Source organism: Gordonia effusa NBRC 100432 (assembly GCF_000241305.1).
In the GTDB taxonomy this organism is placed as follows: domain Bacteria; phylum Actinomycetota; class Actinomycetes; order Mycobacteriales; family Mycobacteriaceae; genus Gordonia; species Gordonia effusa.
The window spans coordinates 1-24,881 of record NZ_BAEH01000036.1 but is presented as its reverse complement, the minus strand read 5'-3'; the positions used below and the strand labels follow the sequence as shown (position 1 = coordinate 24,881).

General features: G+C 62.5%; 21 protein-coding genes. 6 read left to right on the top strand and 15 right to left on the bottom strand.

Annotation, left to right across the window (positions count from 1 at the left end):
- Positions 1-69 precede the first annotated feature (69 nt).
- Both gad and GOEFS_RS05605 read left to right on the top strand, forming a co-directional pair.
- A complete protein-coding gene (gene gad / locus GOEFS_RS05610) occupies positions 70-1,476 on the top strand; it encodes a glutamate decarboxylase (RefSeq protein WP_007316921.1) in 1,407 nt (468 codons plus the stop codon).
- A gap of 24 nt (positions 1,477-1,500) precedes the next feature.
- Complete coding sequence (locus GOEFS_RS05605) at positions 1,501-1,920, top strand: hypothetical protein (protein WP_007316920.1); 420 nt, start codon at positions 1,501-1,503, stop codon at positions 1,918-1,920.
- Here GOEFS_RS05605 and GOEFS_RS05600 read toward each other — a convergent pair.
- Genes GOEFS_RS05600 through GOEFS_RS05570 form a run of 7 tightly spaced genes read right to left on the bottom strand, consistent with a single transcriptional unit; the run spans position 1,907 to position 9,129 of the window.
- Positions 1,907-4,108: an AAA family ATPase gene (locus GOEFS_RS05600; RefSeq protein ID WP_007316919.1), complete on the bottom strand. Its 2,202-nt coding sequence runs from the start codon at positions 4,106-4,108 to the stop codon at positions 1,907-1,909. The genes GOEFS_RS05605 and GOEFS_RS05600 overlap by 14 nt on opposite strands.
- Positions 4,105-5,073, bottom strand: a complete 969-nt coding sequence (locus tag GOEFS_RS05595) for a CDP-alcohol phosphatidyltransferase family protein (protein WP_007316918.1) — start codon at positions 5,071-5,073, stop codon at positions 4,105-4,107. Before GOEFS_RS05595 ends, GOEFS_RS05600 begins: the two co-directional genes overlap by 4 nt.
- Complete coding sequence (locus GOEFS_RS05590; RefSeq protein ID WP_007316917.1) at positions 5,070-5,816, bottom strand: phosphatidylserine decarboxylase; 747 nt, start codon at positions 5,814-5,816, stop codon at positions 5,070-5,072. The genes GOEFS_RS05595 and GOEFS_RS05590 overlap by 4 nt, the downstream gene beginning before the upstream one ends.
- A 4-nt stretch (positions 5,817-5,820) precedes the next feature.
- A complete protein-coding gene (locus GOEFS_RS05585) occupies positions 5,821-6,282 on the bottom strand; it encodes an SRPBCC family protein (RefSeq protein ID WP_007316916.1) in 462 nt (153 codons plus the stop codon).
- Positions 6,283-6,327: 45 nt separating this feature from the next.
- A complete protein-coding gene (locus GOEFS_RS05580) occupies positions 6,328-6,756 on the bottom strand; it encodes a DUF350 domain-containing protein (RefSeq protein WP_007316915.1) in 429 nt (142 codons plus the stop codon).
- Between the two features lie 24 nt (positions 6,757-6,780).
- A complete protein-coding gene (locus GOEFS_RS05575; protein ID WP_007316914.1) occupies positions 6,781-7,899 on the bottom strand; it encodes an acyl-CoA dehydrogenase family protein in 1,119 nt (372 codons plus the stop codon).
- A gap of 30 nt (positions 7,900-7,929) precedes the next feature.
- Positions 7,930-9,129, bottom strand: a complete 1,200-nt coding sequence (locus GOEFS_RS05570; RefSeq protein WP_007316913.1) for an acyl-CoA dehydrogenase family protein — start codon at positions 9,127-9,129, stop codon at positions 7,930-7,932.
- Positions 9,130-9,236: 107 nt separating this feature from the next.
- Between GOEFS_RS05570 and GOEFS_RS23600 the strand changes: the two genes are divergently transcribed.
- Both GOEFS_RS23600 and GOEFS_RS05560 read left to right on the top strand, forming a co-directional pair.
- Positions 9,237-9,662, top strand: a complete 426-nt coding sequence (locus tag GOEFS_RS23600; protein ID WP_007316912.1) for a hypothetical protein — start codon at positions 9,237-9,239, stop codon at positions 9,660-9,662.
- A 19-nt stretch (positions 9,663-9,681) separates the two neighbouring features.
- Positions 9,682-11,091 (top strand): amidase, encoded by a 1,410-nt coding sequence (locus tag GOEFS_RS05560; protein ID WP_007316911.1) that lies wholly within the window; start codon positions 9,682-9,684, stop codon positions 11,089-11,091.
- Positions 11,092-11,316: 225 nt separating this feature from the next.
- On the opposite strand, the gene GOEFS_RS05555 is transcribed toward GOEFS_RS05560, so the two are convergent.
- The gene (locus tag GOEFS_RS05555) at positions 11,317-12,504 is read right to left on the bottom strand and encodes an MFS transporter (RefSeq protein ID WP_138917900.1); all 1,188 of its coding nucleotides are present in this window, start codon (positions 12,502-12,504) and stop codon (positions 11,317-11,319) included.
- Between the two features lie 53 nt (positions 12,505-12,557).
- On the opposite strand from GOEFS_RS05555, the gene GOEFS_RS05550 reads away from it, so the two are divergent.
- Entirely contained in the window at positions 12,558-12,926 is a 369-nt protein-coding gene (locus GOEFS_RS05550; RefSeq protein WP_007316909.1) for an ArsR/SmtB family transcription factor, read from the top strand.
- Here GOEFS_RS05550 and GOEFS_RS05545 read toward each other — a convergent pair.
- From GOEFS_RS05545 to GOEFS_RS05525, 5 genes are read right to left on the bottom strand one after another with little or no spacing between them, the layout of a single operon-like run.
- The gene (locus GOEFS_RS05545; protein ID WP_007316908.1) at positions 12,916-14,814 is read right to left on the bottom strand and encodes an FAD/NAD(P)-binding protein; all 1,899 of its coding nucleotides are present in this window, start codon (positions 14,812-14,814) and stop codon (positions 12,916-12,918) included. The genes GOEFS_RS05550 and GOEFS_RS05545 overlap by 11 nt on opposite strands.
- Complete coding sequence (locus GOEFS_RS05540; protein ID WP_007316907.1) at positions 14,807-16,471, bottom strand: dipeptide ABC transporter ATP-binding protein; 1,665 nt, start codon at positions 16,469-16,471, stop codon at positions 14,807-14,809. The genes GOEFS_RS05545 and GOEFS_RS05540 overlap by 8 nt, the downstream gene beginning before the upstream one ends.
- Positions 16,468-17,358, bottom strand: coding sequence for an ABC transporter permease (locus tag GOEFS_RS05535; protein ID WP_007316906.1), 891 nt, complete (start codon positions 17,356-17,358; stop codon positions 16,468-16,470). Before GOEFS_RS05535 ends, GOEFS_RS05540 begins: the two co-directional genes overlap by 4 nt.
- Complete coding sequence (locus tag GOEFS_RS05530) at positions 17,355-18,344, bottom strand: ABC transporter permease (protein ID WP_007316905.1); 990 nt, start codon at positions 18,342-18,344, stop codon at positions 17,355-17,357. Before GOEFS_RS05530 ends, GOEFS_RS05535 begins: the two co-directional genes overlap by 4 nt.
- Complete coding sequence (locus GOEFS_RS05525; protein WP_138917898.1) at positions 18,341-19,993, bottom strand: ABC transporter substrate-binding protein; 1,653 nt, start codon at positions 19,991-19,993, stop codon at positions 18,341-18,343. Before GOEFS_RS05525 ends, GOEFS_RS05530 begins: the two co-directional genes overlap by 4 nt.
- A 296-nt stretch (positions 19,994-20,289) precedes the next feature.
- On the opposite strand from GOEFS_RS05525, the gene GOEFS_RS05520 reads away from it, so the two are divergent.
- Positions 20,290-22,920, top strand: coding sequence for a helix-turn-helix transcriptional regulator (locus tag GOEFS_RS05520; RefSeq protein ID WP_007316903.1), 2,631 nt, complete (start codon positions 20,290-20,292; stop codon positions 22,918-22,920).
- 4 nt (positions 22,921-22,924) lie between these two features.
- On the opposite strand, the gene GOEFS_RS05515 is transcribed toward GOEFS_RS05520, so the two are convergent.
- Entirely contained in the window at positions 22,925-23,860 is a 936-nt protein-coding gene (locus tag GOEFS_RS05515; RefSeq protein ID WP_007316902.1) for a hypothetical protein, read from the bottom strand.
- Positions 23,857-24,744 (bottom strand): TIGR03621 family F420-dependent LLM class oxidoreductase, encoded by an 888-nt coding sequence (locus tag GOEFS_RS05510; protein WP_007316901.1) that lies wholly within the window; start codon positions 24,742-24,744, stop codon positions 23,857-23,859. The genes GOEFS_RS05515 and GOEFS_RS05510 overlap by 4 nt, the downstream gene beginning before the upstream one ends.
- Between the last annotated feature and the right edge of the window lie 137 nt (positions 24,745-24,881).

Genomic DNA, 24,881 nt, shown 5'->3' with positions numbered 1-24,881 from the left:
TAGGTCCCGCAGGTATCCATCTTACCGATGTGGCTCTTTACGGCTGACTACCCATCCCGAGGAGTACTCATGGCCCACCGTCCCGGAAGTCCGCGTCGTGACATCGAGTTCTCTGACTCGATTCAACTCAACACCGTGTTCACCAGGCCGGGCGAAGCGACCGAAATGCCGCGTTTTGCCTTGCCGGAGGATCAGAGCCTGCCCGAAACGGCTTACCAGATCGTGCATGACGAGGCGATGCTCGATGGCAACGCCCGACTGAATTTGGCGACCTTCGTCAGCACCTGGATGGATGACGAAGCGAAAAAGCTGTACGCGGAAACCGTCGACAAGAACATGATCGACAAGGACGAGTATCCGATGACCGCGGCGATCGAGGATCGATGCTGGCGGATGATCGCCGACCTGTGGAACGCGCCGGTCGTCGACGATGCGATTGGAACGTCGACGGTCGGGTCGTCGGAGGCGTGCATGCTCGGCGGCCTCGCGCTCAAGCGGTCCTGGCAGTCCCGGCGTAAAGCTCAGGGACTATCCACCGAGAAGCCGAATTTGGTGTTGTCGACGGCCGTGCAAGTGTGCTGGGAGAAATTCTGCAACTACTTCGAGGTCGAGCCGAGATATGTGCCGGTGAACGCCGATCACCTGGTTCTCGACGGCCACGACTTGGAGAACTATGTCGACGAGAACACGATCGGTGTAGTCGCCATTCTCGGTCAGACGTTCACCGGAATGTACGAGCCGGTGGCCGCGATCGCCGCGAAGCTCGATGACATCGAAGCGAGTACCGGCCTGGACATCAAGATTCATGTCGACGGGGCGTCGGGCGCGATGGTCGCACCGTTCTGCCAGCCCGATCTGGAGTGGGACTTCCGGGTGGAGCGCGTTGTTTCCATCAACACCTCCGGTCACAAATTCGGTCTGGTGTATCCGGGTGTCGGATGGGTGGTGTGGCGTGACCGTGCGGCGTTGCCGGAGAGTCTGATATTTCACGTCAGCTATCTGGGCGGCGATATGCCGACGTTCGCGTTGAATTTCTCCCGACCCGGGGCGCAGGTTCTGTTGCAGTACTACATGTTTCTGCGACTTGGTCGGGAAGGATATCGCCAGGTCCAGCAGGGGTCACTCGATGTCGCGCAATATCTGTCGGGGGAGATCGGGCAGATGAAGCCCTTCGAGCTGATCAGCAAAGGCGACACCATTCCGGTCTTCGCATGGCGACTGCGCGAGGGGTACACCGACAAGTGGAATCTCTATGATCTGTCCGATCGCCTGCGGATGCGGGGCTGGTTGGTACCGGCCTACCCGCTGGCCGACGACCTGGCCGATCTCACCGTCCAGCGGATAGTCGTGCGATCGGGACTGAGCCGAGATCTGGCGACGGTCCTGCTGGCCGACATCAAATCCGAGGTCGACTTCCTGGATCGGCTGGAGTCCCCGTTGCCGCGGGAAAGCGCGACCAGCCCGTTCCACCACTGACGGCCGACCGTTACGGTTGACCTCGTGAGGAAATTGACCGCGTGCCTGCTCGCCGCTCTCTCGTGCCTGCTTCTACTTAGCGGGTGCGGCGGTGACGACACCAAGAGCAGTGATGGCCTCGATGTGGTGGCGTTGCCGAGCGATTTCCCGGCCGATCAGATTCCGCTTCTCGATGGCCGGGTACTGACCGCCAATGGAACCCGCGCCGACGGATGGTCGATTACCGTGCAGGGCAAATCTGATGTCGGCAACGCGCTCGACGCCGCGGTCAAGAAACTCACCGAGTCTGGTTTCACCGAATCGTCGCGGACTACCGAGGGCGGCCAGCACGTGGTGATGTTGTCGCGTAAAGACGGAGACACGACCTATTGGGCACAGGTTGGCGCCACGCCGCAGGCCGCTGGTGGACCCAATTCGGTCTTCTATCAGGTCAACGCTGAGTAGCTCGACGTTGCGCGTATGCCTCCAACTCGGCCACCTGTAACGGATCGAGCGACGGCCGCACCGCCGCGCGTGCCGACGTTAAGTCCTCGGCGTTCACAGTTGCCGCGTCGATATCGCGGCGCATAGCCGCCAGGGCCGATTCACGAAGCAGCGCAGCACAATCCGCGGCGGAGTAGCCGTCGAGTTCGTCCGCGAGCGTTCGTAGGTCGATCTCGTCGGCGAGCGGCACATTGCGCCCGGCGGTTTTCAGAATTTCGTAACGCGCGTCCGCATCCGGTGGTGGAACGAACACCAGCCGCTCCAGCCGACCCGGCCGCAGAAGCGCCGGGTCGATCAGGTCGGGCCGGTTCGTCGCGCCGAGCACTACGACGTCGGACAGCGGCTCGACGCCGTCGAGTTCGGTAAGCAGTGCGGCCACTACGCGGTCGCTCACCCCGGAGTCGGTGGATTGACCGCGCCGGGGAGCGAGCGCATCGACCTCATCGAGGAAGATCAGCGACGGCGCGGATTCGCGTGCACGCGAAAACAGATCGCGCACAGCCTTTTCCGATGAACCGACCCACTTGTCCATCAGTTCGGCACCCTTGACGGTATGGACGCTGAGTTGTCCCGACGCTGCCAGCGCGCGTACGACGAAAGTCTTGCCGCAGCCGGGCGGACCATAGAGGAGTACTCCGCGCGGAGGTTGCACGCCCAGTCGGGTGAAGGTATCCGGATGCCGCAGCGGCCACAACACGGCCTCGGTGAGCGATTGACGAGTCTGTTCCATATCCCCGACGTCGTCGAGTGTGATCGAACCCAATGCGACTTCGGGCGACTCGGCTCGCGACACCGGCCGGATAACCGAAAGCGCACCGTACAGATCCTCGGCGGTCAGCCGCGGTGGAGCGCCGTCATTGGCCGACACTCGTCCGGCGGCTCGCAATGCCGCTTCCCGAGTTAGCGCGGCCAAATCGGCTGCCACGAAACCGGGTGTCCGCGAGGCGATTTCGTCGAGCTTGAGGTCGCCGCCGGTTGGCACGCCGGTCAAGATGGCCGCGAGGAGCCGGCCTCGAGTTGCCGCATCGGGGAGGCTGATGATCAATTCGCGATCGCAGAGCGACGGATCGCGCAACCGTGTGTCGAGTCCGGCCGGACTCGCGGTGGTGCAGATCAACGCGATGGGGTGTTCGGCGATCGCTTTGCGCAATGCGTCGAGGATGAGGGTTGACGCTGGTTCCGGTCCCGAGGGCAGTAGCGCATCGACGTCGGTGACCAACAGAACGCCACCGGAGGCCGACAGTGCCGCGATGGTGTCGGTGACCAACCGGGTACGTGCTTGTGCCTCAAGGGCTCCCGCGGTCGGGCCGTCGATGATGCCGATTGTGCGGTCGGCGCAGACCGATCGGACGAGCGTTGCTTTTCCGACGCCGGCCGGGCCGGTAATGAGTACACCCAGTCGCGGTTGTGCACCGAGCGCGGTCAACACCTCTGGCTCGTCGAGCGTAATACGCAGCCATTCGGTGAGTTTGGCGATCTGAGTGTCGACGCCGACCAGTTCATTTACCGGACGGGCTTTCGCCGGAGGGGTACGGCGAGCGGAAACTATTGCGGTACTCGGTGATTGAGGGGCCGGCACTGCCGTATCGGTGCGCGCTGGCCAGAGGACCGCGGTGTTGGGCTGCACACTGACTGGCCCCCGTGGTTCTACCTCGACGACGGTCAGTAACTCATTGGTCCACGTAATACCAACCGAGGCAGCGAGTTTGCGCGTAGCGGTACCCGCGGTGAAGTCGGGCCCGAGATCGCGGGGAAGCAGTGACGTGGTGTCGCCGACACTGAGTACCTTGCCGAGTAACGCACGCCGCAAGGTCGCTTCGTCGACGGACTGGCTCGCCAACGCGGAGCCGGAAACCACCACGCGCGTCGCGCCGTGAACGACGACCGGCGATAAGACAACCAACGCGTCTTCTTTGACGCCGGCGTTCGACAGGGTGATGTCGTCGAGCAGGATGGCACCGGTGGGAGAATCTGCCGAAGTGGCCGCGACTACGGTCGCTGTCACCCTGGCTCCGGTGATCGACACCGCATCCCATTCCCGAAGCCCTAGTGCGGCAAGAACTTCGGGGTGAACGCGCGCGATGCCGCGTCGAGCTTCGACGGCAGCCGGATTGAGTTTCGCGGTCAGGGTCAGCTGGGATCCGGTCATGGTGTCGGCCCGGTGCCGGTCGGCCGGCGAAGGCCCAGGCGTGCCTGTGACTTGCGCCGAACCGGTAGCCTGCGACGTTTGGGCTGGGCCCGCCCCAATTCCTTGCGTTCAGCGCGCCGTTCGCGTGGGTGCCTGTCCCACTGTTCGGGGCGGGCGGCGACCCACCGCCTGTTACGCCACGCGAACGGGATATGCGCGAGGTACGCCACGATCGCGATCTCCATCAGCACATACGGGTAGGTGACCAGCAATGCCGCCGCACTGGCGATCACGATCATGATCGGAGCGATCGCGGCGCGGGAGATCCGGCTCGTCGCCTTCAGCGACGACGTCGGAATACGGCTTACCGCAAGGAAAGCCGAGAAGATGAGCCAGGCACCGACCACTCCGACCGACGTCCACCAGCCATCACCGAACTGCTGTGCCACCGCGATCGGTAGCAAGGCAATAATGGCCGCCGCGGGTGCGGGCACACCGACGAAGAAGTCTTTCGTGTAGCCGGGGGCGTTCTCGTCGTCGTTGATCGTGTTGAACCGGGCGAGGCGCAATACGATCGCGCAGCAATAGACCAATGCCAGCAACCAACCGACATCTTCGCCGGGCATCAAATGGACGTACACGATGAGCGCGGGTACCACGCCGAAGTTGATCGCGTCGGCGAGTGAGTCGATCTCCGCGCCGATCTTGGTGGTGGCGCCCATCAATCGCGCGACGCGGCCGTCGATGCCGTCGAGTAGCGCGGCAGCGACCACAAGTGCCAACGCGAGGTCGATCTTGTCGTCGCCGGCGAAACGGATCGCCGACAGTCCGGCACAGATCGCGAGGATGGTCAGTGCCGACGGAATGACAATGAGCCCCGACTGCAAGTTGCTGCGGCCATCGCGCTGCGATGATCTACCCGGACGGATACCGGCGAGGCGGCGACGTGCGACCCGCGCCGGTTGGCGTGGCCGGCCGGAGATCACGCCGGGGCCTGCGGGAGCGTCGCGATGACGGTTTCGCCGCCGATGGTGCGCTGCCCGACCTGTACCCGGGGAACCGAGCCAGCGGGCAGATAGATGTCGACGCGGGATCCGAACCGGATGAGGCCGTAGGTGGTGCCGATTGTCAGCGCGTCACCGGGCCCGGCGTCGCAGACGATGCGGCGGGCGATCAGCCCGGCGATCTGGATGACGCCAATGCGAACGTCGTCGTCGGTGCGGATGATCATCGACGTCCGCTCGTTATCGGTGCTGGCCGCTGGGAGGTCTGCGGAGAGGAATTTGCCGGCTGTCCGGGTCACGGTCTCGACGGCCCCGCTGATCGGTGCGTACTGCACGTGGACATCGAAGACCGAGAGGAAGGTCGAAACCCGGGGGACGGGCCGGTCACCCAGACCGAGTTCGGGAAGTGGGACAACCTCGTCGACGAGTGCGACTTCGCCGTCGGCGGCTGCCACGACTACCCCGGATTCCGTCGGCGGGACTCGGCTGGGGTTTCGGAAGAATGCGGCGCTGGCCGCGGCGAAGATCGTCGCGGGTCGCGAGATCCATCGTTTGCGGCGGGTCAGTACGGCAACCGCGGCGGGTACCGCTACGAACGGGATACCCGCCGGATGCAGGGGCGGAATTGTCTGTGTTGCCAGTGACCGCAGGTGCTCGATTGTCGACTGCTGGCGCGGCTCGACGCCGGGCGGACCGGAAGGGTCGGGTACAGGGCGTCGAGCCATCGTGTTACCCAGCCTCTGCGGCGCGCTTGATCTTGCCGAGGGATTCATTCATACCCTCGTGCAGCTCGGCCTCGAAAGAGTCGGCTCCGCCGAACATGCGGTCGATGAGAACCCTTGAGACAGTGGTGGTTTCGCCGTTCTTCGCTTCCCGGCGCTCGGTGAGCGTGACGCCCGCGGCATTCGGGGTGAGCGTGTAGCTCCACACCGTGTGGTTCTCGGTGATCCGAAAAGCCAATTCCTTATTAGGCTCGAAGCGTACGACCTTCGCGGTAGTCGGCCACACCAGCGGGCCACGGCGATTGACGTTGATCGTGCGGGTGCCCAGCGAAATCGGGTTGCCGCGGATAATCATCTTCAGGCACTGCGGGCTCCACTCGCCCATGCGCTTGAGGTCGGAGACAACAGCCCACACCTGCTCGGGGCTGGCGTCGATATCAATGGATGCTTCGATCAGTGGCGCTGCCATGGCCGAATCCCTTCTCGGTAAAACAAGATGTCGACCGTCACCCTATTAGAAGGTCAGTGCCGCAGCCATCACGGCTCCGATTCCGACGAAAACGGCGGCGTTGATCCACACTGTCGGGGTATTGCCTTCGAGCACCAACGAGCCAAGTTTGCCCGGTGTAAGCCAGTCGATCAAGACGAACGAGAAGGCCAGCATGGCGATCCCGATAAAGACGTACACCAGGGTAAACAGGATCGAGCGCCACAGTTCCAGGCCGGTACCCGCCATGATCGACGCGGTGAGGATCTGCGCGACGGCGATCACCTGGGCGACGGTCAGAATCACCGCGTTTCGGTTGTGGTCGATCCACACCAGTTTGCGCAGACTCCCCGGGGTAACCAGATCGAGAGCCCCGAAGGCGGCGACGAGCGCCGCCACCGCGATGAGCCCGTAGGACGCGCTCGACGCCATGTTGTCACGGAGCATCTCGACCATCTGCAGTTCTCCCTCTTCGCCGAATCAGACCGGTGACACCATGTCCCAGTCCCGCACCGATTGTGTCAGCTTTGCCAGGTGCTCGTCGGCACCTCCGAGGGTGTGGCTGATGGCGGTCAATCGACTCACGTAATGACCGACCGGATACTCGGCGGTCATGCCGATGCCGCCGTGCATCTGAATGGCTTCCTGCCCGATGGTGCGAGCCGACCGGCAGATCTGCAGCTTGGCACGCGAGGCGGTGATCGCGTCGGAGCTACCTTCGGCGAGACGCGCGGTCGCGTAGAGGCTCAGGCTGCTGGCCAACTCGAGAAGCACGTACATATCCGCGGCGCGGTGCGTCAGCGCTTCGAAGGTCGACAGCGTCACGCCGAATTGCTTGCGTGTCTTGAGGTATTCGACGGTGAGAGCCAATGACTTCTCCATCGCGCCGACGGCTTCGGCGCATAATGCGGTCTGCGTGGTGATCTCCGCGTCGGCCAGGATCGATGCCGCGTCGCCGGCCAGTTTGACGGCCGGAGTGTTGTCGAAGGTCACCTGTGCGCCACGTCGGCGGTCGTGGGTCCGGAAGTTGCTGCGGGACAAGCCCGTTGCCTCGGCATCGACGAGATAAAGGCCGATGGCGTCGCCGCTGCGAGCCGACACGATGAACTTGTTGGCGCAATCGCCGTGCAGCACGGGAGCTTTGGTACCGGTGAGGGTGATTGAGTCGCCGTCCCCCGTCGCGGTGGTCGCTACAGCTGCGCTTGGCCAGCGGTCACCAGGTTCGTTGTGTGCCAAGGCGATCAGCAGTTCGCCGGACGCGAGGCCCTGCAGAAGTTCGGCAGCGGCGGCGTCGCCGGTCGCGGACAGAATCGATGCGGGAAGGACGACGGCGTCGAGATAAGGTTCGGGAGCTAGTGACCGGCCGAGTTCGCCGAGCACGATCGATGCCTCGATCGGGCCGGCACCGGCCCCGCCGTTTTCCTCGTCGATGGTCAATCCGAGGATGCCCATCTCGGCGAGTTGCTTCCACACGTCCGGGCTCCACCCCAATTCGGTGTCGGTGACCTTGCGGACCGACTCGACGTCGTAGGCCTTGGTGAGTAGATCGCGCACTGCTTCACGCAGCATCTGCTGCTCTTCGGTGAGTTCAAAATCCATTGGTACTCAATACCTTTCGAATTGTGCGGCCTAGAGGCCGAGCACGGCCTTGTCGATGATCTGACGCTGGACTTCCGACGAGCCGCTGTAGATCGAGACCTTGCGGTAGTTGAGGTAGGTCGGGACGGTGAGTTGGGCCCAGGTGGCGGCATCGATGTCAGCCGAGCCGTTGGGAGCGTCGGCATCGAGTGCGGCCACCGCCAAGGAGTCGGGACCGGCGATGTCGGCGAGCAATTCCGTTGCGGCCTGCTGCAATTCGCTTCCGCGCAGCTTCAGCAGCGACGATGCCGGGTTGGGCTTTCCATCAGCTGACGATGCGACCACGCGGAGCTGGGTGAGCTCGAGGGCGAGCAATTCGTTCTCCAACTCGGCGATGCGCGATGCCAAGAATGGGTCGTCGAGCAGCGTGCCGTTCGCCGTCTTCGTCTCGCCGGCCAACTGCTTGGCTTGCGAAATGCGAATCTTCGATGCCGCGACGCGGGCCACCCCGCTGCGCTCGTTGCCCAGAAGGAACTTGGCATAGGACCAGCCGGCATTCTCTTCCCCGACAAGGTTTTCCGCCGGTACCCGAACGTCGTTGAAGAAGACTTCGTTGACTTCGTAGCCTCCGTCGATCAATTGGATCGGTCGAACTTCCACGCCCGGGGTTTTCATATCGACCAGCAGGAAGCTGATACCCGCTTGCCGTTTGGGGGCATCCGGATTGGTGCGGACCAACAAGAAGATCCAGTCCGCGTATTGACCGAGCGTGGTCCAGGTCTTCTGGCCGTTGACGATGTACTCGTCGCCGTCGCGGACGGCTCTGGTCTTTAGCGAGGCGAGGTCGGAGCCAGCCTCGGGTTCGGAGAATCCCTGGCACCACCAGATGTCGAGGTTCGCCGTCGCGGGAAGGAATTTCTCCTTCTGCTCCTGTGATCCGAATTCGGCGATCACCGGGCCGACCATGCTGGCGTTGAACGGCAGTGGGTCGGGCACATTCGCCAGGTTCAGTTGCTCCTGCCAAATGTGACGCTGGATGGGCGTCCAATCTTTGCCGCCCCATTCGACCGGCCAGTGTGGCACGCAGAGGCCGTTGGCGTTGAGGATGCGGGTGGTCTCGACGATGTCGTCGGGGTAGCGAAGGTCACCGGCCGCTGCGCGATCACGGATTTCCTGCGGAATCTGGGTGGTGAAGAAAGTACGCAGTTCCTCGCGGAATGCTGCTTCATCGGCGTTGAGTGTCAGCTGCATGACTACCTTGATACTCCAGGTGCGGGGCGGGGTCTCGGGTTGGGGTGAATTACGCCGGATCCTCGTCGAGAACGCCTGGCGTCGACTATCACGGTAGGTTGTCGATCGTGAACTATCCACAGGGACCGCAGCCGGGCCAGCAGCCATACGGACCGGCGCAGGGATATCCGCCGCAGGCGCCGCCGCCGCAGGGATATCAGCAGCCGTATCCCCAGCAGCAGTTCGCCGGACCGCAACCTCAACCGGGCGGCGGTTCGTTCATTCACATCCACACTTCGTTCATGCCACTCGGCTTTTTCCTGTATTTCACCGGACCGCTCATCGCGATCGACGGTGCCGAGCGTGGCCGGAAGTGGGGTGAAGCTGTTTTCGAAGTGGCTCCCGGTGTTCACCACCTCCACATCCATACGCGATACATGGGCACACTCGGCCCGATCGATCAGCCGGTGCAGGTTTATCCCGGCCAGCATGTCGGGGTGTCCTATGAGGCGCCGATGTGGCTCGGCGGCAAGGCAACCTTTCGGTTTCGATAGCCGTGTACCGTCGATCCGCATGAAACGTGTTCACGCATTCGGTGACGATTGTCTCGGTGACCTCGACGGGGTGGGGGTAGCTCGGGCTATCGCGGCGGGGGAGTTCACCGCGCTCGACGCAGCTACCGCGGCTTTTGCTCGGATCGACAAAGTGGAGCCGGCAATTAATGCGATTGTCGTCGATGACCGCGAGCGTGCGCTGGCACGAGCCGCTGCCAACAAGTTCGCCCCAGGGACGTTGAGGGGTGTGCCGTCAGTCATCAAGAACAACACGCTATTCGAGGGGTTGCCGACGATGCACGGATCGGCGGCGGTGCCCGACGTGCCGGCAACCGTCAATGAGCCTTTTACCGACCAACTGCTGGCGTCGGGGATGAATATCGTTGGGGCGTCAACACTTCCGGCCTTTGGCCTAACCGCGACCACTGAATTCGTGGACCGTGAGCCGACACGCAATCCGTGGAATACCGAGTATTCGGCGGGCGCCTCGTCGGGTGGGTCAGCCGCGCTCGTCGCCGCGGGGGCACTACCGATCGCCCACGCCAACGACGGCGGCGGTTCGATCCGAATCCCTGCTGCCGCATGTGGATTGGTCGGGTTCAAGCCAAGTCGAGGTCGGGTGATCGCCTCCGTGGAGGGGGAGGCAGCGCCGATCGACATCATCTCCAACGGCATCGTGTCGCGGAGCGTGCGGGACACCGCGCACTTCCTCGCCGACAGTCAAAAGTTCTCTCCTGCAAAGAAAATGCCGGCGTTGGGGTTGGTTGAAGGGCCCAGTGATCGGCGACTGCGGATCGCGGCCCTCACTCAGCCGCTGACCGGTGCGCTGTTGGACCGCGACACCAACGACGCCCTGTATGCGAATATCGAACTCCTGCAATCGTTGGGTCATAAGGTCGATCTCGTTCCGGTGCCAGTTGACCGGAGCTATATCCGGGATTTCACCGAGTACTGGTCTCTGCTGGCATTTTCATTGGAGTTCATGGGAAAGCGGTTGATAGACAAAGGGTTTGATCGAGCTCAACTCGACCAGTTCACCCGCAGCTTGTCTCGCAACTTCGTGCGGAACTTCTGGCGCACGCCATTCGCATTGCGTGGACTCAAACGCCAAACCAAGAAATTCCGTGCGGTGTATGAGAATTTCGACGTCGTCTTGTCGCCGACCTTGGCACACACGACACCGAAGATCGGCTACTTGGATCCGGCCGGGGATTTCGACGAGATTTTCGACCGGCTGGTGCGTTACGTGTCGTTCACGCCGATCAACAATACCGCCGGTACTCCCGCGGTGAGCCTTCCGTTGGCTCAGTCATCGGACGATTTGCCGATCGGCCTGCACTACTGCACCGATCTGGGGCAGGAGCAGACACTGCTGGAGCTGTGCTTCGAACTTGAAGCGGCGCAACCATTTGCGCGAATACAGGGGTGAGGATTAGCGTGCGGGGATCTCGATACACCCGACTCGGCTAGCTAGCGCCTCGCTGGGCACTCGACCAGCGGTTGGGGAGGCTCGGCCTGGCAGCCCGCGGCACTCGACCAGCGGTTGTCGTGGTTGGTCGAGTGCGCTCGCCGAGCGAAGCGAGACGTGCGTGTATCGAGACCTTGGTGAGACGATCTATTCGAGCGCTACGGGTGAGTGATCTTTCTCGATGCCTCACGCCACCGAAACTCGTGCTGCCGGGGAGGAGACTCGCTTTTCCGGGGCGCTGAGATAGAGGTAGACCGCCGATATCAGCGCAACGCCGGCGGCGATCGGAGGAATCCACGTGGCGCTTGCCGTTCCGAGAATGGCTCCACCTGCAGCAGCGCCGATCGCTGATCCAGCGTAGGTTGCGGAACCGTTGAGGCCCAACGCAACCGGTGCGACGTCGGGTGCGATCGAGAAGAAGCGGTTCTGCTGTGGAACGATCGATAGACCCGCGAAAAAGCCGACGGCCGCGAAAACGATCGCGGCGGCCCAGCTCCAGTGCTGCGCGACCGACAGCACCACCAGTGCGGCGCAACCGCCGGTCGAGCCGACGATCATCGCCACCAGCGCGCTCCGGGAAGTAATGATTCGCGGAACTACACGCGTTCCAGCGACCTGACCCGCTCCGAAGGCGAGCATGCCGACGATCACGATTGTTCCTGATCCGCGCAGCACGTTCGGGGCGTAGGAAAGAACCAGATATGCCGGGATCAAGGAGAGGCAGGTGCCGATCAGTAGTGCGACGACGGGGCCGCGACCCAGGACGGTCAATCTGGTTCGGAGGCTGGTGGCCGGAGTGTGAGCGGCCGGTAGGGTCGCGACGAATGCTCCTGATATCACCGCCAGTACTACGAGTGCCCACATCACTCCTCGCCAGCCGAGCCATTGGCCGAGTAGTACTCCGAAGGGCAATCCGACGACGAGGGCCAGCGACGTCCCGGTAGCGACGAAGGCCAACGATCGTGGCCGTTCTTTCTCCGAACTCAGCAGGCCTGCAACCGCAAAGGCGTTCGCTTGGAATGCGGCAGCGCCGATGGCAGCGAGGATTCGTCCGATCAGAACGGTGACATATACCGGGCCGAGCGCCTGAAAGAGCATGCCGACTACGAAGATGGCCATGCCGCCTGCCAAGAGCCGGCGGCGGTCCCACGAACCGGTGACGGTTGCGATCAACGGTGATCCCACGGCGTACACGATCGCGAAAACCGTGGTCAACTGGCCCGCGGTGGCCTGGCTGACGTGTAGGTCCGATGCGACGTCCGGCAGCAACCCGGCCAGCACGAAGCCGTCGATGCCGAGAGTGAAAGTTCCGATGGATAACGTGAGCAGCTGGGCTATAGTTAGATTGTTCGATTCTTGTCTAATAGTCGCCATATCGATCACTGTAGAATCCTTTGAAGACACGCGCAACTGAAACTGGAGAAGAAATGCCGCGAATCGTTCCACAACCCACGGTCGACTCGCTTGATCTGACCACCGTGCTCGCGGCGCTCGCTGACCCGGTTCGTCTTTCGCTGATGCGTGCGATCTACCAGGGAGTCGAACCGATCGATTGCAGTGTCGTCGCCGGTGCCGTCGACCTGACGCCTGCGACAGTTTCCCATCACTGGCGGGTGCTTCGTGAAGCAGGTTTGACCACGACGACGATCGTCGGCCGTACACGGCGAATCGAGATCCGCCGCGACGACCTGGAAGTCAGATTTCCCGGTCTCCTCGACGCGATTCTCTTGCCAACGGAGATCTCGGCGCGAACCGCTGCGGCGCCGACCGGCGAAGTTGTGGAGATCAGCCACTGATCAGCCCTCGGGCTACAGCGTCGGACTCGCGGAATCCGGGCGCGTTAGACCGCGGCCGCGAAAAGGCCCCCGCGGCGCGCTGACTGGTGTGCGGTCCGAGTGCAGAGATCTCGCGGCGCAACTGACCGCCAGCATCAACCAGCCGGGGCGGTTGCGAGGTGGTGTGCATCCGACCGGTGCCCACGCGTCGATCACCTAGGGCGATCGCTTCTTCGACGGCCATTCCCTGGGCTCGTAGTGAGTTGATGAAATCATTCGCCGATCGAGTGAACGAGGGCTCCGGCAGGCGGGCGTCGATCAGTGTGGTGGCTGCGACGGTGCCGGGCACCGCAGGGCTCCCGATGACGAACCGTTGCTCAAGTTCGGACTCGCATACCGTCATATCCGGACCGCAGAACTCTACGATGCCGGCGTGTTGCAGTGCCAACAATTCGGCTACCCGATGCCGCGGTGGCCCATTTCCGAAAAAGCTGAAGAAACTGAACCAGCATCTGTCGACGCCCCGCAACTGAGACTCCCCGTCCAGCCTGCCCGAAGCTGCGATGATGCCGAGTTCGCGGAAGATCCCCAACATCGACGCCATTGCCGCTGCCTCTGGGCTGTACTCGCTACTGGCCGCCTGACAATAGTCCGCACGCAGGTAGGCCGTTATCCAAGACTGTAGTTCCGCCCGAGAATCGAATCTCCGCCCGGCCATCGGTCGTTCCAGGATGCGGGCATCGAAGGTATCCGCAGGGGCGATCGCAGATGAGATGACCTCGTCGAGTGCAGCCTCGTCCCATTCGTAGGTGGCAAACGCATTGGAGAACTGATCGAACTCCATAGTTACCCGGGCAGGATGACGCGCGTAGAACTCGCGGTAGTAGGCCCACGACATTTCCTTGAGTATCGGTCCCAACAGGTGTCGCGTGAACGAGATCGATTCATCGGGCTGAAGACGTGACATGATCGCTTCTGCCCGTGCGAACCGTGGCGGCTCATGGCGCGTTATCGGTCGGCAGTCTCGCTTCGCCCGATAGGGGACACCGCGCCGGGAACCGAGGATTAGATGTGGTTCTTCACCGGAGGGTCGGTAGGTCAGGCCCCCGGAACCTGGAACGAATGTGCCGCCGCGGCCTGCCGTTAGCAGTGTGACGGCGTCGATCGCCGCCAAACCCATTCCACGAATCGCGACATCGCTTCCGGCCTCAATCGAGCTGAAGTCGAGGTCCGCGGTGTATCCGGGAGGCCAGTAGCGAAGGTTGTGACGCTCGGCGAAAACCGCCGTCCGACCTTCGGTCTCCGACGGAAGCACATCGCTATGGCCTATACACAAGGCCAATGCGTGCACTCTCAGTGTCGTGCCCTGATTCAGTCGCAGCTCGTATCGTTCTTCTCTTTCGCCACAAACCGTCAGCTCGGTGACTGACTCAACGATCGCGCGGTGCTCAATGATGGTCACCGACGGCGGGGCAGCATCCCGCACCCGACGGTAGAACCATCTCAGATATGCCCCTTGTAAACGACGGCTGACGAACGACGTCTCGGTGGACACCTCGATCTCGCGACGCAGATCCTCATCAAGGTCGAAGGTGTAACGCTGCTGCTTCACCTCGGCGATCCAGTCCCATAACGACGGCCCGGGACAAGGCGGGCCGTCCATGACGACGGTGTCGTCGGTAAACATTGTCACCGATTCGGCCCGCGAATTCATCTGCAGCAGTTGACTTTGCGTGTCTCGCCATACCCGGCCGGACCCGATCTCGTCGGGGTCAATGATATGAACGGTGATCGGCGTGGGGCAGGCCGGGGCATTCGCACAGATCCGCTCGAGGACCGAGGCCCCTTTGGGGCCGCCGCCCACCACCGCGATCACGCGCGGGTTGTCCGTCCTTGGCTCGTCACGCATATGTCGGCTCCAGGGCGCCCGTGTAGACCGATCCGAGTAATTCGCGAGTGTAACTGTGAGTAGGAGAGGTGAATACCGGGTCGACGGCGCCCTCCTCGACGACGGCGCCATCCTTCATCACTAGAACCCGATCGCTCACGTGCCGAATCACCCCCAAATCATGTGAGATGAACAGCATCGCCATCCCTAACTCGTCCTGTAAGTCCTTGAGCAGATCGAGGACGCGAGCCTGCACGGAGACATCGAGCGCCGACGTCGGCTCGTCGCATACCAGGATGCGCGGACGGCGAGCGAGTGCTCGCGCAATGGCGATGCGCTGGCATTGGCCCCCGGAAAGTGTCCGTGGGTGCCTTTCGCCGATTGATGGCGAGAGGCCGACGAGGTCGAGAAGTTCGTTCATGCGTTCTCGCGGCTCGTCATCACCGGACTCCGCCCGGATTGCTTCGAGAAGGACGTCCCTGACTGTCGCTCGCGGATCGAAGGAGCTCACCGGATCTTGATGAACTCCCTGAATCTCGGTTCGCATCGGTCTGCGCTCACGTTCACTCGCGTCTGTCCAGTTTTGATCGCCGATGAATATGTTGCCCGAATCAGGTTTGGTCAGTCCAAGCACGATACGTGCCAATGTTGTTTTGCCCGAACCGGATTCGCCCAGAACCCCGAGTGTGCGCCCCGCGCGCAGCTCGAAGGAGACTCCGCCAACGCCGACGCGTTTTGTACGGGAAAGCTGGAACTCTTTCACGATGTCCGCGGCGCGCAACACGAGTTCCGTATCGCGTGTCGCCGAGCGTGGACTTATTCCCGCCGGATGAGCCGGACCAAGGCGACGGCGCGGCTCGGTCACCGACGGCACCGCCGCGGCGAGCATTGCGGTGTACTCGTGGGCGGGCGAGCTGAGCACCTGTGCCGCAGGCCCGAACTCGACGAGTTCGCCGCGATACATGACCGCCACTCGATCGGCGATCATCGCCGCCATCGACAGGTCGTGGGTGATCAAAAGTTGCCCCATTCCCGTCGACTTCAGTGCCAATAACAAGTCGACGATCTGGCGACGCACAGTTGCGTCTAGGGCGGTTGTCGGTTCATCGGCGAGGAGTATCTTAGGGTCCGCCGCGACCACCGATGCGATTAGGGCTCGCTGCCGCAGTCCGCCGGAGAGTTCGTGCGGATACTGTCTGGCGCGGACTTCGGGATCTGGGATCCCGACGTCGGTGAGTAGCTCCAGAACCCGCGAGGGACGCTCGCGACTTGGCACCGTGCGATGTATCCGTAACGCTTCGGCCACCTCCGCCCCAATCCGGTGGAGGGGGTTGAGTGAAATCAATGCGTTCTGAACCATCAAGGCGATTTCGCCACCCCGCAGCTCCCGCCAGCGCTTGGTCGTCGATTTCCTGAGATCCTCACCGAGATAACTGAATTCGTCGGCAGTGATCAACCAGTCCGCCGGAAGTTGCCCGCTCAACGCGCGCGCCGTGACGGTCTTGCCGGAACCGGATTCGCCGACAAGCGCGACACATTCGCCCGGCGCGATGTCCAGATCGAGGCCCCGCACCACGGTCTGATCGCCTCTGGGGCCCGGAATCCGCACCGAGAGGTTGCGAACGGTCAGCAGGTATGGGCTGAAAACTGTTGGTGGACTATCGTATTGGGCGCTCATCGACGCTCCTTGTCGTTGCGCTCGCGCAACGTACGGCCAACGATGTTGACCGCGACGACGGTAAAGGTCAGCGCGAGACCGGGGAATAGGACCAGCCACCATTGATCCGGGTAGTCGCGCGCGCCCGAGAGCATCGTTCCCCAGTCCGGCGCCGGTGGTTGGACGCCCAGGCCCAGGAAGCTGAGGATCGAGGCGGATAATAACGAGGTTCCGAAGCCGATGGTGGCAAGAACAAGAATCGGACGAACGGCATTGGGAAGAATATGTACCAGCACGATTCGTGATCGCGAGATTCCCAGTCCCACAGCGGATTCGATGTGCAGCGAGTCTCTGACCGACACTGTCTCGCCGCGGACGATTCGGGCATAGGGAGGGATGAACGCTACTCCGACCGCAACGATGATTTGACCGGTCCCGGTGCCGAAGACAGCAATGATAAGCAACGCCAGCAGGAGTGACGGAAGCGCTACGAATACGTCGAGTAGTCGCATGGTTATCGTATCGATCAGGGGCTTCGTCAATGCACTGACCATGCCGAGTATCGCGCCGCACACGACCGCGATCGCGGTCGAACCCACTCCCACAAGCACGGCGGGTCGTACCGCGAAGACGACGCGCGCGTACACGTCCTGCCCGAGTTCGTCGGTTCCAAAGATATGGCCCGCTTCCGGGCCGAGCAATGTCGCCGACATGTCGGGCGCGACGGGCTGATGCGACGTCAGTAGATGAGGGAACACCGCGCATAACAGGATGAACCCCAGGAAGGCCACCGATGCCATCACCGGAACCGTCGTGAGATCAAGCCGGCGTCCGGCCGCCGTCAACCGCGTCCATCGGTTGGCAGGGTGGATCACCTCTGGTGGCGCGTCGACATCGGCGGTACTCACCGTTCGGCCTTCCTCAGTCGCGGGTCGACGATCGGGTAGACGGCATCGCAGAGAAGTGCGATCGCCACAAACACCACCGCGGAGAACATAATGACCCCGATTACCACCGGGACGTCTCCGGAACTGACCGCTTGAAGGGTGAGTGCGCCAAGGCCGGGTCGACCGAAGACAGTCTCAACCGCGATCGCACCGCCGAGAAGGCTCCCGGTGACCCAGCCGGCCAATGTGATCACTGGATTAATCGCGTGGCGCTGGACATGTCGAGTGACCACCTGCCATTCGGTGAGTCCGCGTGAGCGCGCAGTCATTGTGAAAGGCAGATTCATCGCCCCGGACAACGCGTCTCGGAATACCTGCGCCAGTACCGCGGAGATGGGGAGGGCGAGGGTGAGCGCCGGTAACACGAGCGCCGCGGCGCCGTCGGCGGCGGCGATAGGGAATAGTCGCCACCGAAAGGAGAACGCCGACGCCAACAATATTCCGATCCAATATGGGGGCGCCGACGCTACGGTGACCTCCCATGCCTCGATAAGTCCGCGCGCCCAGCCTCCCGGATTGTGTATCGAAATCAGTGCCGACAGGTACGCCCAGACGACGGCGATGAGCAGTGCCGCCGCGGTGAGTTGAAGCGTCGGTCCCAGCTGTGCGCCGATAGCTTCGGTGACCGGTTCCTGTAGTTGATACGACTGGCCGAGGTCGCCGTTGAGTAGATGCCATCCGTAGGTTCCCAGACGCACGTAGAGCGGCTGATCAAATCCATACGCTTCAACGATCTTCGCGCGTACCGCGGGCGATGCTGAGGTATTCGCGCCGAGTAACCGATCCACAGGATCGCCCGGAAGTAGTTGCAGCGCAAGGAAACCTATTAGAGCAGCACCGGCGATTACGCTGAACGCGGCAAGTAGTCTGGTGCCCACCGCCCGCAGTATCGCACCACCCGCGGAGGACATCGCATGTAGCGCGGACGGGGGCGTGGTGGTCGTCATCTGGCACCCCCGAAGCCGAGGAATCGCGGACTGCCGTCGGCCCCGAAAGTGACATCAACCGATCGTTTGAGCGCGATCACACGTTGCGGGATGTAAACGGGGACAACGGCGCCCGTCTCCACGACGCGTTTTTGTACCAGTGCGTATTGGCGTTTGCGTACGTCTGGATCAGCAGAGGTGGTTGCAGTCGCGAGCGCGTTATCGACTGACGGATCGTCCAGCCGCGAGATGTTCTGACCGCGCGGCAATGCGTTGGTACTACCGAAGAATTGCCGCAACGCATCGGGATTGGTACCCGACCAACTGAGGTCCGCCACGTCGTAGTCGCCGCTGTTGAGCTGGCGGCTATAGATGCCGGTATCGGTGTTCGTGTGCACGACATGAAAACCGATACGTTCGAGATCGGAAATCATCGCGAATGCGAGCACGGTTCGTTTGTCGCCGATATGAGAAGCGGGAAGTGCCGGCCAGACGATGTCCAGCGGTGTGCCGCCGCGGGTGCGGACTTGAGCGCCGGGGGTGCGTTTCCAACCCGCGTCGTCGAGTAGTCGTTCGGCCATTCCCCGGTCGAAAGCGATGCCGGCAGTTGGGCCTGAATCCGTTCGGTGGGAATCGATGTTGGAAATGTTGAAGGCGGCATGAGCGCGCGGGTACTGCCCGCCGTATACCGCGCTCACTGTCTGGTCGAGAGCCAGCGCGTGCGCGAATGCCTGTCGCACGCGCGGATCGTTGAACGGCGACTTCGAAGTGTTGAGATATAACGAATAGGCCATGCCGGGCGGAGCGATTTGACGAAGGGTCAACTCGGAGCTGTGCTCAATAGTCTTAATCTGCGTGGTCGGAATTGAGTCGGCTCCGTCGACCTGCCCGCTCGCTATCGCGCCCAACCGAGTGCGATCTTCGGGAAGGATGCGGAACACCACCGAATCCAGCCGAGAAAGCGGGATGTCGCGGGCGGTGGGTCGAGCGCGACTATTGCGGTTCAGCACAATCTTGTACCCGCGCGAGAAACTTCCAAGTGTGAACGGGCCGCTGCCCACGAATCCTTCACCGCTGCAGAGAGTTTCGGAACTCTTCGTCAGTGCTGGAGTCGAGAACATGCCGAGGTTCGGGGTTGCGGCTGAGATTAGAAACGGGGCGAACGGAGAGGCGAACACCACCCGCGCGGTGTAGCGGTCCACAACGTCGGTGCGGACGTACGGTCCCAACAGAGTCGCCGCATACTGCGATTTGGTAGCGGGGCTGACGATGCGATCGAAATTCGTCTTGACCACGGTGGCGTCGAAGGGCGAACCGTCGCTGAAAATGACGTCACGCCGCAGGTGAAAAACATAGCTGGTGAGGTCCGGCGACTCCTCCCAGCTGGAGGCCAGCCAGGGAGCTATCGTGTGATCGGGTTTCTCGTAGACGAGGGAATCGAGGATTCCGCGGGTGACGGTGTTCACTACGTCTTGGGTGCTCACTTGCGGATCGAGGCAGATCGGATTGGTCGCAAGGGCGAACATGAGCGATCTGTCGTCGGACCGACCGGCCGATGTCGCACCGCAGGCAACGCAAGTCACCGCGATGAAAAGAATCACGATTGCACGTGAGCTCTGACGGTGCCCGAATGTCGGCAGCAAGGTCTTTCGCACACGGAGGTCCACCACGGAGTCGACGCTAATTATTGAGTACCCGACGTGGTAACCCCACACTATGTAACTAGGGGTATCCGATAGGGGGTAGGTGCGACGGCGATCGTCGGCGGCGGGTGGATACTGGCCTGATCAGTTCCGTCCACCGCGTCGGTGGAGTTTCGATCCGCGTGATTTGATCCCGCGACGTGCTGTCCCCGCGCCCTCGACTGGAGGGGAACCCGTTTTGACCTTAGGCTGGCAAAAGATCACGCAATTCACATTAGCTCCGGCCAGATTTGGTAGAAGCAACAGTCCAACGAGGTAGTCACATGATTGTGGAACGCCAGACGCAGATTGAGACACTGGCGTCTCTCGCACGGGTGCTTGCCGATGGTGGCCATGGTTCAGCGTTGATCACCGGTCCCTCCGCCACTGGCAAGACGCAGGTTCTCCTGCAATTCACCAAGTTCGCCGACGAGGCGGACTGTAGGGTACTCATGGCAACCGGGTCACTCTCCGAACGCGACCTTCCTCTCGCGGTCATTGAGCAATTGCTCACGGGCCTGCCGGAAGAGACTGAACACGGTCAACTGCGCGACCTCATCGAGGAATGCCGCAATGATGTTCGCCGTCGCACTCCCGGCGAACACGCCGGATATTGTGATGTCTCGTCGGCTGGCATGCACCGGATCTGGTCCGCATTCGCGTCGGCCGCGGTGCAGACCCCGATAGCTCTGGTCATTGACGATTTGCATCTAGCCGACATGGCATCGCGGCATGTCATCTTATACATCGCGAAGCGACTAAACACGGCGCGAGTCGCGCTGGTAGCGACGTCGATCGAGCGCCCCACGTCGAGTGACGCCAACCGGCTGATCGACGTGGGTTTACTCCGTCAGCCGCATTTCGTGAGTGTTCGAGTGCGACCGCTCAGCGTGGAAGCCGTAACCGAAGTGGTGGCGAAGTCGGGGATAGGGGAACTCGCTGCCCGTAAACACGCCGCGCTGTGGCATCGTTACAGCGGCGGCAATCCGTTGCTGTTGCGGGCTTTGATCGAGGACACCGAGGCACAACAACCACTCGGCGGTGAGCCAGACCTCAGCCCAGCCGTAGGGGAGGAATTCGCCGCGGCCGCACTGGGATGCATCTACCGAAGCGGTCCGCCGTTTGTCGAACTCGCTCGCGGTCTTGCTGTTATCGATTCGCCGGTCGACATTGACCTGCTGGCGCATATGATCGACGCCAGTCCGGCGGCGGCGGCGAAACTTCTCGAAACTTTGGAGAACACCGGGCTACTGGAAGCCGGTCGGTTCCGGCATAGCTCGGCTCGCGATATTCTCCTCGAGGAAATGGGAGCCACCGTTCGTAACCGGCTCTACCGTCGGGCAGCCGAGTTCCTTTATCAAAATGCCGAATCGCCCGTCCGAGTGGCCCGGTACCTCTCCAGGTCGCCGACGACTTCTGACCAGTGGGTGTACTCGACCTTGTTACAGGCGGCGCAGGCTTCGCTCGCCGCCGACGAGTTTTCCGAAGCCGCTACCCTGGCCGCCCTCGCCGAGCAGTCGGCGCCCTCGACGACGAGGGAATTCGCCGCAGTCGTGGTGCGCGCCCAAGCAACATTGCTGCGCAACCCGGCAGCGGGTTTGCGAACTATGGACGAGGTCGCGGACACGGTCACTTCCAGCGGACTCGACGACGCGGGATTGTCGATGCTGGCGCATGCAGTCGTCTGGCACGGATCGGCCGAACTAGTAAACGCGCTTGTGCACACGGTTCGTCGAGTTGCGGAACACGGTGATTTAGATGATTCAGATGACGCGCGAGCGGTGCTCGCGTGGCTCGATACCACTGTTATCGACGCCGACGTGCGGAAATCACTGTCAGATCGTCCGGCGGACGAGACGACCTGGGGTGCGTGCGCGGGATTGACCGAACTCACCCAGGGGGTTGACCCCGCGGTAGTCGCGTCGCGTGCGGAGGCGGCCCTGCGGTCTCAGCCGATCTCGTACAACTCGTTCATGAGTGTCGAGTCGGCGCTGCTCACGCTGGTCTACGCGGGCAGGAATGATGCGGCACGGGAGTGGTGCGACGAACTCATCGAGGACGTCACCGAGCGGGGGATGATCGCTCTGAGGGCATTTCTGCTTTCGATATCCGGCATGCTCGAACTCCGTGCCGGACATCCCGAGCGGGCCCACGAGCAGGCAACGGCTGCGCTGGCAGGAATGAATGAACAGTGCTGGGGCACACATCTTGGGTCGCCGCTGTCGACCTTGGTGCGGGCCTCGATCGCATTGGGTTTCGACGATGCGCTGCCCTCCCTGCCCCGCTCCACGGCTGGGCGCTGTCATACACGCAGCCTTCTGGAATACTTCTACGCGCGCGGTCACTGGTATGTCGCCCATGGTCACCTTCACGCCGGATATGACGAATTCGTGCGGTGCGGAAAACACATGGCGATTCTGGGAATCGACCATGCCGGCTTCCTGCCGTGGCGAGTCGATGCGGCCGACGCGTTGATGCGCATCGGAGATTTTTCCGCCGCGGAGGCCCTGCTGACCACGCAGCTCGAGTCGCCAGGCGGTGACCTGCCATCGGTCGCGAGTCGAGCCCTGTCGATGCTTGACGGAGCAATTCGCGATGAGGACACGACCGTTGCGATCGGCGTGAATAGCCAGCTTCGGACCGCGTTATCCGCGTGCGGTGACTCCGTACCCGAGGACATAAGCCGGCAGCGGGCCCGTGCGGCGCCGCGACAACAGGTGCTCTCTTCGGCCGAACAGCGTGTCGCCGACCATGCCGGCATGGGGCTGACCAATAAGCAGATCTCTGAACAACTGTTTGTGACGGTGAGCACCGTCGAACAACACCTTACGAGGGTCTATCGCAAGCTCGGTGTGTCAGGACGAGCTGGTCTGTGCGAGTGGTACCAACTCGCACAGTTGGCACCTCACGGTTGAACGTCTACCGATGATCAGTGCGGTCTGACGATGGAAGGAACGAACGCACTAGGTAGGCAAGGTCGGCACGGCCGCAGGGCCGCACCCGCACGCCGTCGAACCCGGCAGCGATAGTTTCCGTGCACCAGCGGGCGAGGTCGTCGACACTACCGACAACCACTTCCGTATCGCAGCGAAATGGCTCCCCGACCCTTTCGTCGAGATCGGACATTCGGGCACGGGCGGCCACGGCGGTTTCGCCGAGGCACGCCGTGACGTCGGCGTAGATCAGTGGACGCGAGCCAGCGGCGCTCGTCAGTTCCGTCAGTTCATGCAGAATCTCCGACCGGGTCCCGGTAACGCCCGGCGTGACCGCGATGCGGTCGCAGATCGCCGCCGCAAATCGATAGGGGGCGGAGATATGTGCCAGTGCCCACAGCCGCCTTGGCCGGCAACCGCGGGCGACGACCTCAGCACGAATAGCGGCGACCGACTGTTCGGCGACCTGGAATCGCGCGGCCATCGGGCCCAGGAAGTCCGGACTGCTCAGGTCGACCGCGGGTGGATATGGCGACGCCACCGGCGACTGATCATCGGCGAGCTTGCCTACCCGAACCTGGATATCCACTGGAAGCGCTCCCGGCGTCGGTTGGTCGGTAAGTATCGCGGCGTCGATATCTGCGACGGCAACTGTCGGGACCAGGGTGGTTCCAGTAGCGCCCGCGAGATGATCCGCCAGTTGGACCGCGCCGACCTCACCCTGCACCCATTGTTCGTCGCCCTCCGCCACCCACATGTGGTTATCGATGGCCAGATGTGCGGGAGGTGTTTGTGCGCAGAGGACCATCGTCGCGTCGCTGATCAGTTGGTCAGTCAGCTCCTGGGGCCGGGCTCCCTTAGCGGCGCCCGGGTGCCAGCCCCCAGCTCGTAATGCGATGACCGTGCGCCGCGGGTCGGTCATAGGCCGCCCAGGCGTTCGAGGACCGGGACGAATGCGTCTTGGCAGATATCCATCACCGTGATGTAGGAGATACCGTAGTCCTCGCGCAGTCGGTGAATCTGGTCGACGATATCTGACGTTTCGCCGATCAGGAATAGCGGCGAGTTCTCGAGTTCTTCGCGGGGGATCGGCAACTGGGTCTGTGAGATGTGATCGAATGCCGCCTCGCGATCGGTGGTCTGAACCACCGTCTGAATCAGCAGATTGCGTTCGATTGAGTTATTGCGCGCACCGGCTACATCATCGAAGTAGGCGATCCGTTCGGCGAATTGGTCGTGCGTGATCGGGCGTAAACCACCGAAAGCCGTCGGGTCGTACCGCATTCCGATGAAGCCGACGATGTCGGCGTGCTGGGCGGCGATGCGTAGAACCCGGTCACCGTTCCCGGCGACGAGCAGGGGCACGTGGTCCTGCGCCGGACGCGGTAACGAGTCCGGATCGTCGAAAATCGCGTGCAATTCCGTGAGAGTCCGTTCGAGGGCATCGACCCGGTCTTTGGGGCTGCCCGGGTCGAGGCCCAAAGCCGCGAACTCCTCGTGGACATATCCCGTGCCCAGGCCCAACTCGAACCGGCCGTTGCTCAATTGATCGGTTGTCGCCACGTCGCGTGCGAGGAGGTGGGAGTTGTAGAAGCCCGAGTTCAGCACAAAAGTGCCGATTCGCAAATCGCTGACCGCAGCTGCGGACACCAGAGCGGGAAATGGGGCGGTCCGACCAAGATGATCGGGGACCAGAACAATGTCGAAGCCCTGCGACTCTGCCTCGATCACCTTCTTCTGCCAGAGGTCGGGGGACGGAATTTCGATTTTGCCCAAGCCGAAACGGAAGGGATGTGTCACGGGCATTCAACTTTCCTTTCGAGGGAACTAAACCAGGTGTCGATCGCGGCGGCGGTTGATGCCGACTCCGATTCGAGTAGGGAGAAATGATTTCCGGGAGCATCCGCCGTTGCTGTCGCACCCGGCCAACCGGCCTGCCACGA

Bases quoted from the DNA above. Each gene is read 5' to 3' on its own strand.
- gad (WP_007316921.1), top strand. From the start codon at position 70: ATGGCCCACCGTCCCGGAAGTCCGCGTCGTGACATCGAGTTCTCTGAC.
- GOEFS_RS05600 (WP_007316919.1), bottom strand. From the start codon at position 4,108: ATGACCGGATCCCAGCTGACCCTGACCGCGAAACTCAATCCGGCTGCC.
- GOEFS_RS05590 (WP_007316917.1), bottom strand. From the start codon at position 5,816: ATGGCTCGACGCCCTGTACCCGACCCTTCCGGTCCGCCCGGCGTCGAG.
- GOEFS_RS05585 (WP_007316916.1), bottom strand. From the start codon at position 6,282: ATGGCAGCGCCACTGATCGAAGCATCCATTGATATCGACGCCAGCCCC.
- GOEFS_RS05580 (WP_007316915.1), bottom strand. From the start codon at position 6,756: ATGGTCGAGATGCTCCGTGACAACATGGCGTCGAGCGCGTCCTACGGG.
- GOEFS_RS05575 (WP_007316914.1), bottom strand. From the start codon at position 7,899: ATGGATTTTGAACTCACCGAAGAGCAGCAGATGCTGCGTGAAGCAGTG.
- GOEFS_RS05570 (WP_007316913.1), bottom strand. From the start codon at position 9,129: ATGCAGCTGACACTCAACGCCGATGAAGCAGCATTCCGCGAGGAACTG.
- GOEFS_RS05560 (WP_007316911.1), top strand. From the start codon at position 9,682: ATGAAACGTGTTCACGCATTCGGTGACGATTGTCTCGGTGACCTCGAC.
- GOEFS_RS05555 (WP_138917900.1), bottom strand. From the start codon at position 12,504: ATGGCGACTATTAGACAAGAATCGAACAATCTAACTATAGCCCAGCTG.
- GOEFS_RS05550 (WP_007316909.1), top strand. From the start codon at position 12,558: ATGCCGCGAATCGTTCCACAACCCACGGTCGACTCGCTTGATCTGACC.
- GOEFS_RS05545 (WP_007316908.1), bottom strand. From the start codon at position 14,814: ATGCGTGACGAGCCAAGGACGGACAACCCGCGCGTGATCGCGGTGGTG.
- GOEFS_RS05540 (WP_007316907.1), bottom strand. From the start codon at position 16,471: ATGAGCGCCCAATACGATAGTCCACCAACAGTTTTCAGCCCATACCTG.
- GOEFS_RS05530 (WP_007316905.1), bottom strand. From the start codon at position 18,344: ATGACGACCACCACGCCCCCGTCCGCGCTACATGCGATGTCCTCCGCG.
- GOEFS_RS05520 (WP_007316903.1), top strand. From the start codon at position 20,290: ATGATTGTGGAACGCCAGACGCAGATTGAGACACTGGCGTCTCTCGCA.
- GOEFS_RS05515 (WP_007316902.1), bottom strand. From the start codon at position 23,860: ATGACCGACCCGCGGCGCACGGTCATCGCATTACGAGCTGGGGGCTGG.
- GOEFS_RS05510 (WP_007316901.1), bottom strand. From the start codon at position 24,744: ATGCCCGTGACACATCCCTTCCGTTTCGGCTTGGGCAAAATCGAAATT.